The following is a 13,674-nucleotide window of genomic DNA, read 5'->3' on the forward strand; positions in this document are numbered from 1 at the left end:
TCTGCTTGTAAGGCAGATGCTCTGAACCAACTGAGCTAAGGATCCATCGTCCTTTTGGTTGTATTGTGGACCCTGCTGGATTCGAACCAGCGACCCTCTGCTTGTAAGGCAGATGCTCTGAACCAACTGAGCTAAGGATCCAATTATTCCTTGTGTTTGCGTTGCTGTTTGAAGTTTTTTATGTGGAGCCTGTTCCGATGCGCTATCGGAACGACTTCTGCTTGTAAGGCAGATGCTCTAAACCAACTGAGTTAAGGATTCATTATTCTTTTTTTACTTCTAATTAACAATGTGTTATTGTTAATTGGGAGTGCAAAGGTACATTCTTTTTTATAATCTGCAAAAAAAACATCGCTTTTTTGAAAAAAAATGCAGGCAGTTGAAATGAAGGTTAACTGCCTGCAAACAAGGAGTTTTGAAACTTACACAAGCTTGTCAAAAATATTTCTCAATGATACCTCTTTGTTGATCATTGCGTGCAAATCTTCAATCTTTACTCGCTTCTGCTCGGTGGTATCACGCTCACGTACTGTAACTGTATTGTCTTCTTTGGTTTGATGATCTACAGTAATACAGAACGGTGTTCCAATCATATCTTGACGGGTATATAGTTTCCCAATGGCTCCACGCTCTTCGTAGATTGTTTTGAAGTCATGACGCAAATCGTTGAAAATACCTTTGGCTATTTCTGGTAAGCCATCTTTGCGTAATAAAGGGAAAACAGCCACCTTGTTTGGCGCCAGCGCTGGGTGTATTTTTAAGAAAGTACGCGTTTTGGCGTTTCCTTTAGCATCTACCCCTTCAGCGGTGGTGAGCGAGTTAGACAATACTGCCAAAAACAAACGATCTAAACCAATGGAGGTTTCTACTACATAAGGAATGTACTTACGTTTGTCTTTGTCTTCTATGGTATCGTCTACGTACTGGATTTTGGTTTTTGAAAACTCCGCATGTTTGCTCAAGTCAAAGTCAGTACGAGAATGGATACCTTCCAGCTCTTTGAAACCAATCGGAAACTCAAACTCAATATCAGCCGCTGCATTGGCATAATGTGCCAATTTAATATGGTCATGGTAACGTAGTTTTTCGGCAGGTAAACCAATTGCCTGTAAAAACTTCATACGGGTTTCTTTCCAGTGATCATACCATTGCATTTCTTCACCAGGACGCACAAAGTATTGCATCTCCATTTGTTCAAACTCGCGCATACGAAATACAAATTGGCGAGCTACAATCTCGTTTCTGAAAGCTTTTCCTATTTGGGCTATACCAAAGGGGATTTGCTGGCGGCTGGTTTTTTGTACATTCATAAAGTTTACAAAAATACCTTGTGCCGTTTCAGGGCGTAAATATATCTTATTAGATTCATCTGCCACTGACCCCATTTCGGTAGAAAACATGAGGTTAAACTGGCGTACTTCTGTCCAGTTGTCAGTACCAGAGATGGCACATTTGATACCTTCACTAATGAGTAGCTCACGTAAGCCATCCATATCTTCCACATCCATTAGCCTACCCAACTCTTGCTCTAGAGCATCAGCTTTGGCAGTATCACCTGCCTTGCGGTATTCGTTGGCTTTGTCTTCTAACAACACATCTACTCTGTAGCGTTTGTTAGAGTCTTTGTTGTCAACCATAGGGTCGCTGAAACTGTCAACGTGCCCTGATGCATTCCAAGTAGTTGGATGCATAAAAATGGCTGCATCTATTCCTACTACATTCTGGTTAAACTGGGTCATGGCTTTCCACCAGACCTCTTTTAAGTTTTTCTTTAGCTCCGCTCCGTTCGACCCATAGTCATATACGGCTTGCAAGCCTCCATAAATCTCACTGGAGGGAAAAATAAACCCATACTCTTTTGCGTGAGAAATAATAGGTTGTAGTGGGTTATCTAAACCCTTGTTTTTTTTATTTTTCTGTGCCATAACGCGGCAAAGGTAAAAACCTGTTTGAAAACTATAAAGATTTGTGACTGAAAGTTTTAGGATTTTATTTTAAAACCTACCAGTGTTTTGGTAAATACAGAAAACTGACCTGGAATAGGTGTATATAGCCAACCAATAAAAAAAACTGACTACTTTGTGTATCATCTCTTAAAAATTAGAAAGACACACCTAAAGTAGTCAGGGCATTTATCTTCACTACACGGTATTGGTAGTCACGTATTTAGCTATACACGACTAGGGTGCCCACAAATACGACGAATAGCACCCATTAGCATGCGGACTCTTGCTGTATCGCCTACTGCAATGGCAGCTTCCAGGTCAGCTTCCAACCTTTGGCAATTGCTGTCAGAACCAGCGCCAGCTCCTCCTAAAATATGCTGTGCTGCTTTGTTTGAGATTTGTGACTGTTGAAAGTTGACGAATGTTTGTTTTTTACTAAACATGTTTTGTGTATTTAATTTGGTGAATGATTCATTATCCACTGTTATTTACAGTGATTAACTTCGTTGCAATGATAGGCTATATTATCCAGCAAAATTTATAAAATAGATAAGTAACATTATAATAAGGTTATAAGCTGGGCTTGGGCTGATGTACTCCACTGATCAAACAAGAACTGTAGAACACCTGATAAAAACAGCATTTAGGCTATATAAACCTACCCGTATAAAGCATCTAATACTAAAAAAGGTAAACTTTTAGATTCTTTCAATGACTGATTCAAAATTATCTATAAACAACCCTCCCCAAATATTTGTTATTGAAGCATATTTGTCTGTAATATTGCTCTGAAATAACTGAATTTGATATGGCAAGCACTACACATCAGCCCAAAACAGGGGTTTTGATTGTTAACTTAGGTACTCCTGACAACCCTAAAACTCCAGCAGTGCGCAGGTATTTGCGTGAGTTTTTGATGGATGGAAGAGTGATTGATATTCCTTATATTCCTCGTTTCTTATTGGTCAATGGTATTATCTCTACCTTTAGGGCGCCCAAATCTGCCAAAGAATACCAAAAGCTATGGACTGAAGAAGGTTCTCCCATCAAGATTTATGGCTTTGAAGTAGAAAAGCTACTCCAGGAGGCTTTAGGTGATGACTTTATTGTAAGCCTTGGTATGCGTTACCAAAACCCCAGTGTACAAGTGGCGTTGGATAGACTCAAAAACAAAGGCCTTGAACGTATCATTGTGATTCCTTTGTTTCCTCAATACGCTTCTGCCACTTCTGGCTCGGTACATCAAAAAGTAATGGAATTGGTAAAAAAATGGCAAATTGTGCCTGATATTCACTTTGTACAGAGCTTTTTTGATTATCCTGAATTTGTGCATGCTTTTGCCGAAATAGGAAAAAAATACTTGAAAGAAGCTGAATATGACCATGTACTATTTAGTTATCATGGCTTACCCGAAAGACAAATTCGTAAGGGAGACCATACAGGTACTTGTTTGAAAGAAGCTACTGCTAATCCTTACCTCGAAGGAGAAGCTAATTGTTGTGCTACTTTGCATAACCATAACCGTGGTTGCTATAGAGCACAGTGTTTTGCCACTACCCGCCTACTGGCTCAGGCGCTAGAGCTCAAAGATGATCAAGTAACTACTTGTTTTCAGTCTCGCTTAGGGCGCGACCCTTGGCTCAAGCCTTATACCGAAGATACTATTAAAGAATTGGCTCAAAAAGGAAAAAAAAGAGTATTGGCTTTTTCCCCGGCGTTTGTTGCCGATTGTCTGGAAACAACCATTGAAGTAGGAGAAGAATATAAAGAAGTGTTTGAAGAAGCAGGTGGTGAACATTGGCAATTGGTTGAAAGCCTCAATAGCAATCCTCTCTGGATAGGTTGTCTTAAAGCAATTGTTTTACAAAATGCCCAGCTTCAACCCAAAGTATTAGAAAGCAGAAGCACCACAGTAGAAGAATGAACTTATTTTTATCCGATACAAGCTCTGGCATAAGTCAGGGCTTTTTTTATGCATAAAAAATTCTTCCTGAATAAATGCAACCTTTCCCTTCCTAAAGATATCTTATAAGGAAACAACGTAACCCATTATTATACTCATGAGAAAACCGTTATTATTTACACTTACGTTTGCTTTGATTACTCTAGTATGTCAAGCACAAAAAACCGATTACTCGTTTAAAGAAACTTATCCTGTTTCCAATGCTCCTAAGGTAAGTCTTTACACCTCTGATGGAGATGTAAAGGTGCATGCATCAAGTAATAATCAAGTACAAATTTTCTACACTGCCCGACGTCATAATCGAACCTTAAAAATATCTAAGGCTGAGCTAGAGAAAGAGTTTGATTTTATTGTCACACACTCGCAAAATAACCTGGAGGTGAAGATTAAAGAAAAAAGGCGTATGAAGAACTATGGCAACTCCATCAATATTCACCTTGAGGTATATGTTCCTACCCAAACTGCTTGTCGCTTACGTTCTTCTGATGGCAATATTATGATCAAAGGGTTGACAAACCGCCAGAGCCTGCGTACTAGTGACGGAGATATTAAAATCATGCAAGTCAAAGGTGATATCACTGCCCGTACTTCTGATGGTAACATTACTTTTGAGAATGTGGCTGGTTCGATAGATTTAATCACTTCTGATGGAAGTATTCATGGAAACCTTACAGAACTAAAAAATAGCATCAAAGCACGAACCAGTGATGGTAATATTAGAATCGCCTTACCCAAACAACAAGGTTTAGACTTAGATATTCGAGGAGAATCATTGAGTATTCCTTTACAAAATTTTAGCGGAAAAGCCACTAAAAAGCGTATCCATGGAAAAATGAACGGAGGAGGGAAACTTATACAAATGAGAACTTCTGACGGACGCATAAAGTTGGATATGTAAGCTTTAAGGTAATTCTAATAACAAAACCATCTGCCTGAAGCATCAAGCAGATGGTTTTGCTTTCATCACCTACCATCTAATAAGCTCATACAACTGCTCAATCATGGTAGTAATACGATTGTGCATTTCACTGTTAATATTACCCATCATCACTAAATGCATTTCTACTCCATCTAACAAATAATAAATATGCCTGGCTAGAGCATCAGCATCCAAATGCTGTTTAACCTCTCCCTTATTTTGAGCTATTTTAATAATCCTTGCCCAGTTTTTGGTTTCTTGGAAAACTTGTTTTTTCAATTCTTCGCGGGTCTCAGGGAAGTACTGTATGGTCTGAAAGACCAACATAAAATAGTTTGCATCTAAGTCTTCTAACTCGGTGTGAGCCAACATTTTATCCATTACTTGTTGCTTATGGACAAGGTATGCCTGAAAGTTTTCCATAAACGACTGCTCTTCCATTACTCTCATATCGAGCGATTCATCCATCATAGAAAAGAAAAACTTTTGTGTTGTGGCAAGAAATATTTCTTCTTTATTTTTAAAATGGTGGTATAACCCTCCCCTACTCACTTGAGCATTTTCCTGTAGCTCTTGCATGGTTACTTCGCGGTAGCTTTTTTGCAAAAAAAGCCGAAAGGCTGTATTTAAAATATGTGTTTTGGTTTGCTCTGCTTTACTCACTCTTCTCTGTTATTTCATCCAAAAAGCCGATTATTCGACATTGATCAAATAAAGGTAGGAAGTTTTATTTCAAAGCGAAATTTCCAGCACATAAGCTTATCCTTTATATATAGAGTTTAAGGTCAAAAACAGGCTACAAAAAAAGGCTGAGACATTGCCTCAACCTTGTATATTTTTAGTATTTGTAAAGTCAGTTTTTATGTTTAACCTCTTTATCAACAGCGTCTGGTTCATGGTCTATTCCTGAGAACAGATGCAACATCAAAATTCTTGAGTAACGAAATGAGGAGGGAAAAGTAAGCAATACTACTACTATCACTACCGTCACATACACCCAGGCTTCTGGGTTGTTGCCCAACAAATAAGTTGCTAAGCCGCATATAATAAAAGTAGCCACTGAAAATGCGTAACTAATGTACATAGCACCAAAGAAAAAACCTGGCTCTACCTCAAACCTTACCCCACAAACCGGGCAATGCTTGTGCATTTCACTGAATTTGTTGAGTCTGATCCAAGGATACTGAAAAACATTGCCTTTGCGACATTTAGGACATTTACACTGGGTAATTGCCTGAAATTTGGATACGTTTTGCATCACGACGTTTTTTACTGTTTTTATACCAAAAGTAAGCGATACCCCCCAACACCAAGTAGGGAAAAGCAGCCAAGTATAGTATACCAGCATTTAATCCTGCCCCAATGCCTGCTCCTTCGCTCATGCTACTTTCAACAGTTGCCTGACACATAGCACACTGAGCAGCGACTTCTTGGGCAACCAACAAAAACTGAACAGTAAATAAAATAAGTAGAGTCAGTAATTTTTTCATAATACTTCAATTATTCTTTGTCTTAGGAATTGTTCAAAAATAAATTTACACTCTAAGGAACGGTGTCAAAATAAATTTACATTCTTAACCTCATCTTTTTTGGACATGCTTCGTTAAAAAAACTTACCATAGCTATGGCTATGCCGCGTTTTTTGACCTCGCCTGACCAAAAAATATTTCCTTAAACTATAGAAATTTATTTTTGCATCGTTCCTAAGGGGTGATTTTTCGCCTTGATACTTCGTTATTTTTATTGCCCGTAGCGCTGCTATGGGCGCAAAAAATAGCCTCGTCTCAAAACAAAACCTCTACCTCAAGAATGGTAATTTAATTTCTCACCATTCCTTATGCTGGGTAATAAGGGCTAATCATTAAATAAACCAACACCCCTGTAAAAGCTACATACACCCATACAGGGAATGTCCACCGAACTATTTTTTTATGACGATCAATTTGCTTGGTAATGGCAAAATATATGGCAAACAACGCTAACGGTACAACAAACAGAGATAGTCCAATATGGGTAATGAGTATTACAAAGTAAAAGTACCGAATCGTTCCTTGTCCACCAAAAGGCACTTCATGCCCCTGTGAATGGTATATTACATAAGAGACCAAAAACAATGATGACAACACAAAGGCGGTCATCATAAATACTCGATGGTACTGTTCTTTCTTGTTTTTGATAGAAACGAAACCACCTATTAAACATATAAAAGTAGCAGAATTTAATATGGCGTTTAAGTGAGGCAAAAAAGAAACATTCAAGTTACCTAAACCACCCATTTTTCGCTGTAAATAAAATAGTACTGCCACTACCAGTGGAATCAGTATTGATACTGTCCAGATAACAGGCATAAAACGCTTGTTTTTTTCAGCAATCAACGCATTAGTCATATTTATACATTTATTAAATCATCAATCTTTATACTCCTGAAGCAACACTTTAATTTCTAAGATCAACTTGTCTACCTCGTCTCGACTAACCCCATTATAATAACCTCTTATTCTTCCCTCACGGTCTACTAATATCAGTCTTGAACTGTGGAAGTAGTCTGGAGTTACTTCTTGCCCTTCGTCTCCTACAGGGATTTTGAAACCTTTTACTCCTAAGTTATATATTTCATGCTTATTCCCAGTCAGAAAGTGCCATTGTCCAGGGATTGCCTTGTATTGATCGGCGTAGTTTTTCAGTACTTCTACCGAATCGTGTTCAGGGTCAATCGAAAAAGAGAGTATATTTATCTCTTTATTGTCTTTAAATGCATTCTGCACCCGGGTAAGTTGCGAGGTCATTTTAGGGCAAATACTACCACAACGTGTAAAGAAGAAATCGGCCACATATATTTTGCCTTTTACCTCTTTGTTAGACACCTCTTGATTACTCTGATTGGTAAACTTGAATGGGGTAATGGTATGGTATACAGAATCAACTTTCCACTGCCCGTTTACTTTTACAGAATCTACTCCTTGTGGATAAAATATAGTCAGCTTATACTTGTTCTCACCAAATGTTCGCAAGAACAGAAATAAAAAAACTGGTAGTACCAATAAAACTATTAGTAAACCAGTTTTGTTAAATTTTCGCATATAATTAAATCTTTGAGTTTAGTTATTTCAAATACGAAAAACCGTTGATTAACTCAAATGTTTAAAGGCGTAAGGTAAATACAGAATCACCTTCAACCATCATTGCAAGAATAAACCAGGCAACAAAGATCATTGGGAGGATGATACTCCAAACCAAAAACTTTACTTCATGCCCTAAGTGCATAAAATCAGCCACAATATAAAATGCTTTTACAATGGTCAAGAATACAAATACTCCTACTCTCCACATAGAAGGAGGAAATACAAATGCAATCACAAATTCTAAAGCTGTAAGACCTAACAGTATCCAGAAAACCTTCCAAATTTGCTTGGTTTTAGCCTTTGGAATCTCACCAGTAGATGTCTCGTGAATGTTTGACATAATATCTATATATTTAAAATCTTTTTTTATTTCCTACTTTATTTAAAACACTGTTAAACAAGGTAAAAGAATGTAAATACAAATACCCATACTAAGTCTACAAAGTGCCAGTATAAACCAACTTTTTCGACCATTTCGTAGTCATTTTTACGGGCATAGATACCCATTACAGTATTATAAAAGATAATAATGTTGATAATCACTCCACTCAATACGTGTGTTCCGTGAAATCCTGTGATAAAAAAGAACAGGTTGGCAAAAGTCGTAGGACCATATTGGTTTTCAGATAAGCCTGCTCCGTAGATAACTTCACCGAGGTTTCTTCCATCCCCGGAAGTCCGCAGCGCTCCCCCACCGTCGGTCCCGACAATAAAGTGAGTCCACTCCCAGGCTTGGCTACCCAGAAACACAATTCCTCCGAGAATCGTCCAGAGCATCCATTTTTCTACATCTCGCTGGTCTCGCCTATGACCAGCCTCCACCGCCAGAACCATTGTCACACTACTCATAATGAGAATAAAAGTCATGATACCCACAAAGACCAATGGAAGCGACTTTCCGTGTAAGAAAGGAACAGCCTCGAATACTTTTTCGGGTACTGGCCAATATTTTTGGGAAAAATAAAATTCTCCTTTTTTGGTTACTGCTACACCGTTTTCCATTACAACGTGGGCAGTTGGAACATTGAGCCCATATTGTTCTACTTGATATGTTTTCTCATAGCTATAACCTTCATGGCTATAACGGATCATACCATAAGAGATCAGTAATGCAGAAAATGTAAACGCATCGGAAAGGAGGAAAAACCACATCATCAGTTTTCCATAACGAACACCTCCAAGTGGGCGATTACCCCCACCCCAGTCAATCCCTTTTTTCTTCTCGTCTGCTGTTGCGACTGTTGCCATAATTTTCTCGTGTGATTATTAAACTTCTTTTAGTGATTCAATAATAAAAAGCCAAACAAATATAACCAAAGAATGTCTAAAAAGTGCCAATATGTTGCACACATTTCTATCCTGGCCAATCTTTTGGAATGTATTTTTAATCTAAAGGTTGATACTAATACTATAGCTAAAAAGACAATCCCGCTTATCAAGTGAACCGCGTGTAAACCTGTAATTACATACAGGAATGATCCGGCAGGGTTAGATTGCTCACCAGCAAACCATACGCTTGAGGCTACTAAATCTTTCCAGGCATACAGTTGCCCCACTAAAAACGCGAAACCTAAAAGAGAAGTAATGACTACCGCTATTTTAAGCAAATCTATGTTATCTTTTTTCGCTAAAATTAAAGACCAATGCATAGAAGCACTACTCATTAATATAATGATGGTATTTACCCAAAATAGATTCGGCAAATCAAACTCTAACCAGTTACCTTCGGCTCTACGTACTATATAAGCACTGGTAAACGCCGCAAATAACATGATTATAGAAACAATAAACAACCACAACGCAAACTTTTGAGGGTGCATTGATAGTGTCTCTTGTGGTTCTTCTATAAATTCTGCTTTATTATCCAATGTGTTTCCTGCTATCATATCTTATCAATCAAAAACGCAATTTGTACAACGGGAAGGTAAATAAACGACCCGAACATAATACGTTTAGCCTGTTGTTTTGCCAGTTCTGCATCCCCTTTTGATGAACATATCTTTAATAGCTGTAATGCAGGCACTAAAAACAAGATCCCACACACAGTTGCTATAATTCCTGCTGCTAAACCTGTAATGCCTACTTGCGTGGGTAACAGTCCCATAGGAATCAGGAACATTGTGTAAACAGCTATTTGAAATGCAGTGCTTACATCTTTGCCTTTTTTAGAGGGTAACAGTTTGAACCCTGCTTTCTTGTAGTCATCGTCCAGTACCCAGGCAATTGCCCAGAAATGAGGGAATTGCCATATAAACTGAAACGCGAAAATAATAATGGCTTCGTAACTAATGCGTCCAGTTGCCGCAACCCAACCCAACATAGGTGGCAGAGCTCCAGGGATGGCTCCCACAAATACAGCTATAGAACCTACTCTTTTGAGTGGTGTATATAAAAAGCCATATAGCAACATTGAAACAAATGCTAAGGCAGTAGTCAGTACATTGGTATAACTAAGCAACAAAAACAAACCACCTATTCCAGTAATAATTGTATAGAAAATGGCTTCGTTTACTGTTACTCTACCCGAGGGGATTGGTCTGTTTTGAGTTCGACTCATCATTCTGTCCAAATCTTTCTCAATGATTTGGTTGATCATAATCGATGCTCCTGACACCAAAAAACCTCCCATTGACAAGCTAATAAAGGTTGCCCAGTTGATGGTTCCTTCGAATGCCAACAAGTAGCCAAATGCTGCCGAAAAAGCTACAAGAAATGATAATCTCGGCTTTAATAGCTCAGTATAGGTTTTAAATTTTACCAATACTGAGGTTGATGTATTAATGTTTGTCTCAGTTGTTATCATTGCGAAATTAGTTGCTCTTGAGAAAGTTCTCCCAACGAATTTACTCCTTTCTTCACAAAAACTCTCTCGTAATTAATCGCCAGCAATAAGAAAAATTGAATGCCTAGCACTAATGAACCCAACAATAAATGAATAGGTTGTAAAAATGCAGGTATTCCGAAATAAGCCATTGCTATTCCAGTAGCGACTTCACTAATTATTATCAAAAACAGATAGATTGTATATTTAAATACAAAATGATTTCTTTCTTTAAGTCGTGTATAAAGTAAATAAACTAAATACACGTGGGTTAGAAACACTATCCAAGAAAATGAGCGATGGATGTAAAATGTCATCCCTAAGTTATCTACCCATAAACCTCGTTGAGCCTCTCCCATATTTTTGGCAATCAAATCTATTGCCTCTCTCACTTGTGTCCCCAGCACTACTTGTATAAAAGACAAAACCAAACCTAAGATAATTACTTGGTTGATTCGTTTTTTATTTGTTATGGGAGTAGTTTTCCAAACTACTTTAAACCCTCTAATAATGGTGTATATTAACAAAAAAACAATGGCAAGAGCCAAAACCATGTGAATGGTGATCATAGAAACTGCTAAATCAGTAGCGACTACCTTTGCACCTATCCACCCCTGAAATCCTACCAACAACACGCTTGCAAAGCTCAAAAAAACAATGCTTCGATCTACTTTCCAATAAGTAAAGGAAGCAATGAAAGTTGCAAATATAAGTAATCCGATCAATGCTCCAATCAATCGATTAATATATTCTATCCAGGTTTTTACAGGATTAAAATCTGCAATTTCTTTTCCCTGTACTTTGAATTTTTCTTTATAATTTTTTGGGAGTTGGGATACCTCGGTAGGAGGTATCCAACTTCCAAAACACTTTGGCCAGTCAGGGCACCCCATGCCAGCACCAGTGGTTCTGACGATGCCCCCAACGGCAATCAAAAAGTATACAGCAACAATGGTTACAATTCCCAGTTTCCTGAAAATCTTATGTGTGTTTTTATTGCTCATTTATCTTTATTTCATCCTCATTATTCCCCCCACGCTCCAACATTTCTTTCTCGTGTGGCAAGTTAGAATGTGGTGTTTGAGATAATGGAATATGTTGAGGAATAAAATCTCCAAATCCGTCTTTTTCTGAGTTTGGCTTACTGTAATCGTAAGGCCAACGGTATACCTGAGGAATTTCTCCTGGCCAGTTTCCATGTCCAGGGTTTATAGGAGTAGTCCATTCAAGTGTAGTTGATCCCCAAGGGTTTTCAGAGGCTTTTCTACCTCGGAAAATGCTATATATAAAGTTGAATACAAATACAAACTGAGAGAATACAGTAATAATTGCTGCAACACTAATGAAAGCATTCAAATCAGTAAATGATTTTGTAAAGTCAAAGTTAGTAAAAGCATAATAACGACGAGGGAAACCTGCAATACCGATGTAGTGCATTGGGAAAAACACAAGGTAGGCACCTACAAACGTAAACCAAAAGTGGATATACCCTAGTTTTTCATCCATCATTCGCCCAAACATTTTTGGGAACCAGTGATACACACCTGCCATCATTCCAAAGAAAGAAGCACTACCCATTACAAGGTGAAAGTGAGCTACTACATAATAGGTATCGTGTAACTGAATATCCATTGCGTTGTTTCCAAGTATAATACCTGTAACACCACCTGAGATAAACATTGATACCAATCCAATAGAGAACATCATGGCTGGGGTAAAAATGATATTACCTCTCCATAATGTAGTAATATAGTTAAATGATTTTACTGCTGATGGTACTGCAATAATTAATGTAAGGAACATAAATACAGACCCTAAGAATGGGTTCATACCAGTAACAAACATATGGTGTGCCCATACAATAAATGATAGGACGGCAATACCTAAAATAGAACCAATCATTGCTTTGTAGCCAAAAATAGGCTTGCGGGCGTTGGTTGCTATTACTTCAGAAGTAATACCCAATGCAGGGATCAATACAATGTATACTTCAGGGTGTCCTAAGAACCAGAACAAGTGCTGGAATAGTACAGGACTACCTCCTTGGTGGTGCAAAGCTTCACCTGCTATATATATTTCAGACAAGAAGAAACTTGTCCCTAAACTTCTGTCAAAAATCAGCAACAATGCTGCTGAGAATAACACAGGGAATGACAACAGACCAATGATGGCTGTAATAAAGAAAGCCCATATAGTCAGTGGCAAACGAGTAAAAGACATTCCTTTTACTCTTAGGTTAATTACAGTTGTTATATAGTTTATACCTCCTAATAATACTGAAATAATAAACAAAGCCATACTAATTAACCACATTGTCATACCTGCACCTGAACCTGACATTGCCTGAGGCAAAGCACTTAGTGGAGGGTAAATAACCCAACTACCAGAAGCTGGTCCCGTTTCTAAGAAAATAGAAGCAAACATAATTACACTTGATCCAAAGAAGAACCAATATGAAAGCATGTTCATAAAACCTGACGCCATGTCACGTGCACCAATCTGCAAAGGAATAAGGAAGTTACTAAAAGTACCACTTAGTCCTGCAGTCAATACAAAGAATACCATAATGGTCCCGTGCATTGTAACCAAAGCAAGATAAAACTCTGGTTCTAGCTTTCCTGCTTCTGTAATCCATCCACCCAAAATAGGGCGAAGAAACTCCATACTCATTTCTGGAAAACCAAGCTGTAAACGGAAAACAAGTGACATAAGTCCACCGATTACTGCCCAAAAAATTCCAGTAAATAAAAATTGTTTTGCGATAACCTTGTGATCTTCGCTAAAAATATACTTTGAAATAAAGCTTTGGTCATGGTGATGATCGTGGTCGTGTCCATGATCATGAGCGTGATCGTGACCTACCTCCTTGATTGCATCACCTTGATTATGATTATCTGCCATAA

General features: G+C 38.1%; 15 protein-coding genes and 2 tRNA genes. 2 read left to right on the forward strand and 15 right to left on the reverse strand.

Annotation, left to right across the window (positions count from 1 at the left end; all coding sequences use genetic code 11):
• Positions 1-66: 66 nt before the first annotated feature.
• From Q0954_RS17830 to Q0954_RS17845, 4 genes are all read right to left on the reverse strand, one after another.
• Positions 67-141 (reverse strand) — tRNA-Val (locus tag Q0954_RS17830).
• A gap of 42 nt (positions 142-183) precedes the next feature.
• Positions 184-261: transfer RNA gene (locus Q0954_RS17835), tRNA-Val, on the reverse strand.
• A 161-nt stretch (positions 262-422) separates the two neighbouring features.
• Entirely contained in the window at positions 423-1,925 is a 1,503-nt protein-coding gene (locus Q0954_RS17840) for a glycine--tRNA ligase (RefSeq protein WP_299458872.1), read from the reverse strand.
• A gap of 245 nt (positions 1,926-2,170) precedes the next feature.
• Positions 2,171-2,389, reverse strand: a complete 219-nt coding sequence (locus tag Q0954_RS17845) for a hypothetical protein (RefSeq protein ID WP_299458874.1) — start codon at positions 2,387-2,389, stop codon at positions 2,171-2,173.
• 365 nt (positions 2,390-2,754) lie between these two features.
• On the opposite strand from Q0954_RS17845, the gene hemH reads away from it, so the two are divergent.
• Positions 2,755-3,870 carry a ferrochelatase gene (hemH, locus tag Q0954_RS17850; protein WP_299458876.1) on the forward strand — a complete coding sequence of 372 codons (1,116 nt, stop codon included), beginning with the start codon at positions 2,755-2,757 and terminating at the stop codon, positions 3,868-3,870.
• Between the two features lie 136 nt (positions 3,871-4,006).
• A complete protein-coding gene (locus tag Q0954_RS17855) occupies positions 4,007-4,807 on the forward strand; it encodes a DUF4097 family beta strand repeat-containing protein (RefSeq protein WP_299458878.1) in 801 nt (266 codons plus the stop codon).
• Positions 4,808-4,876: 69 nt separating this feature from the next.
• On the opposite strand, the gene Q0954_RS17860 is transcribed toward Q0954_RS17855, so the two are convergent.
• The 11 genes from Q0954_RS17860 to Q0954_RS17910 form a co-directional block, all read right to left on the reverse strand.
• Positions 4,877-5,491: a TetR/AcrR family transcriptional regulator gene (locus Q0954_RS17860; protein ID WP_299458880.1), complete on the reverse strand. Its 615-nt coding sequence runs from the start codon at positions 5,489-5,491 to the stop codon at positions 4,877-4,879.
• A gap of 190 nt (positions 5,492-5,681) precedes the next feature.
• The gene (locus Q0954_RS17865) at positions 5,682-6,086 is read right to left on the reverse strand and encodes a DUF983 domain-containing protein (protein WP_299458882.1); all 405 of its coding nucleotides are present in this window, start codon (positions 6,084-6,086) and stop codon (positions 5,682-5,684) included.
• Entirely contained in the window at positions 6,046-6,318 is a 273-nt protein-coding gene (locus tag Q0954_RS17870) for a hypothetical protein (protein ID WP_299458884.1), read from the reverse strand. The genes Q0954_RS17865 and Q0954_RS17870 overlap by 41 nt, the downstream gene beginning before the upstream one ends.
• A 345-nt stretch (positions 6,319-6,663) precedes the next feature.
• Entirely contained in the window at positions 6,664-7,215 is a 552-nt protein-coding gene (locus Q0954_RS17875; protein WP_299458886.1) for a DUF420 domain-containing protein, read from the reverse strand.
• A 21-nt stretch (positions 7,216-7,236) separates the two neighbouring features.
• Positions 7,237-7,908: an SCO family protein gene (locus tag Q0954_RS17880; RefSeq protein ID WP_299458888.1), complete on the reverse strand. Its 672-nt coding sequence runs from the start codon at positions 7,906-7,908 to the stop codon at positions 7,237-7,239.
• Between the two features lie 61 nt (positions 7,909-7,969).
• A complete protein-coding gene (locus Q0954_RS17885; protein WP_299458889.1) occupies positions 7,970-8,290 on the reverse strand; it encodes a cytochrome C oxidase subunit IV family protein in 321 nt (106 codons plus the stop codon).
• A 53-nt stretch (positions 8,291-8,343) separates the two neighbouring features.
• Complete coding sequence (locus Q0954_RS17890) at positions 8,344-9,198, reverse strand: cytochrome c oxidase subunit 3 (protein WP_299458890.1); 855 nt, start codon at positions 9,196-9,198, stop codon at positions 8,344-8,346.
• A 29-nt stretch (positions 9,199-9,227) separates the two neighbouring features.
• The gene (locus Q0954_RS17895) at positions 9,228-9,836 is read right to left on the reverse strand and encodes a cytochrome c oxidase subunit 3 (protein WP_299458892.1); all 609 of its coding nucleotides are present in this window, start codon (positions 9,834-9,836) and stop codon (positions 9,228-9,230) included.
• The gene (gene cyoE / locus Q0954_RS17900; protein ID WP_299458894.1) at positions 9,833-10,753 is read right to left on the reverse strand and encodes a heme o synthase; all 921 of its coding nucleotides are present in this window, start codon (positions 10,751-10,753) and stop codon (positions 9,833-9,835) included. Before cyoE ends, Q0954_RS17895 begins: the two co-directional genes overlap by 4 nt.
• Positions 10,750-11,775 carry a heme A synthase gene (locus tag Q0954_RS17905; protein WP_299458896.1) on the reverse strand — a complete coding sequence of 342 codons (1,026 nt, stop codon included), beginning with the start codon at positions 11,773-11,775 and terminating at the stop codon, positions 10,750-10,752. Before Q0954_RS17905 ends, cyoE begins: the two co-directional genes overlap by 4 nt.
• Positions 11,765-13,672 carry a cbb3-type cytochrome c oxidase subunit I gene (locus tag Q0954_RS17910; protein ID WP_299458898.1) on the reverse strand — a complete coding sequence of 636 codons (1,908 nt, stop codon included), beginning with the start codon at positions 13,670-13,672 and terminating at the stop codon, positions 11,765-11,767. The genes Q0954_RS17905 and Q0954_RS17910 overlap by 11 nt, the downstream gene beginning before the upstream one ends.
• Between the last annotated feature and the right edge of the window lie 2 nt (positions 13,673-13,674).

This window comes from uncultured Microscilla sp., assembly GCF_947493425.1.
GTDB lineage: Bacteria > Bacteroidota > Bacteroidia > Cytophagales > Microscillaceae > Microscilla.

Excerpts from the sequence above, each read along its gene's own strand:
- Q0954_RS17870 (WP_299458884.1), bottom strand. The coding sequence starts at position 6,318 with ATGAAAAAATTACTGACTCTACTTATTTTATTTACTGTTCAGTTTTTG.
- Q0954_RS17875 (WP_299458886.1), bottom strand. The coding sequence starts at position 7,215 with ATGACTAATGCGTTGATTGCTGAAAAAAACAAGCGTTTTATGCCTGTT.
- Q0954_RS17905 (WP_299458896.1), bottom strand. The coding sequence starts at position 11,775 with ATGAGCAATAAAAACACACATAAGATTTTCAGGAAACTGGGAATTGTA.
- Q0954_RS17910 (WP_299458898.1), bottom strand. The coding sequence starts at position 13,672 with ATGGCAGATAATCATAATCAAGGTGATGCAATCAAGGAGGTAGGTCAC.
- Q0954_RS17880 (WP_299458888.1), bottom strand. The coding sequence starts at position 7,908 with ATGCGAAAATTTAACAAAACTGGTTTACTAATAGTTTTATTGGTACTA.
- hemH (WP_299458876.1), top strand. The coding sequence starts at position 2,755 with ATGGCAAGCACTACACATCAGCCCAAAACAGGGGTTTTGATTGTTAAC.
- Q0954_RS17895 (WP_299458892.1), bottom strand. The coding sequence starts at position 9,836 with ATGATAGCAGGAAACACATTGGATAATAAAGCAGAATTTATAGAAGAA.
- Q0954_RS17890 (WP_299458890.1), bottom strand. The coding sequence starts at position 9,198 with ATGGCAACAGTCGCAACAGCAGACGAGAAGAAAAAAGGGATTGACTGG.
- Q0954_RS17840 (WP_299458872.1), bottom strand. The coding sequence starts at position 1,925 with ATGGCACAGAAAAATAAAAAAAACAAGGGTTTAGATAACCCACTACAA.
- Q0954_RS17855 (WP_299458878.1), top strand. The coding sequence starts at position 4,007 with ATGAGAAAACCGTTATTATTTACACTTACGTTTGCTTTGATTACTCTA.
- cyoE (WP_299458894.1), bottom strand. The coding sequence starts at position 10,753 with ATGATAACAACTGAGACAAACATTAATACATCAACCTCAGTATTGGTA.
- Q0954_RS17885 (WP_299458889.1), bottom strand. The coding sequence starts at position 8,290 with ATGTCAAACATTCACGAGACATCTACTGGTGAGATTCCAAAGGCTAAA.
- Q0954_RS17845 (WP_299458874.1), bottom strand. The coding sequence starts at position 2,389 with ATGTTTAGTAAAAAACAAACATTCGTCAACTTTCAACAGTCACAAATC.
- Q0954_RS17865 (WP_299458882.1), bottom strand. The coding sequence starts at position 6,086 with ATGCAAAACGTATCCAAATTTCAGGCAATTACCCAGTGTAAATGTCCT.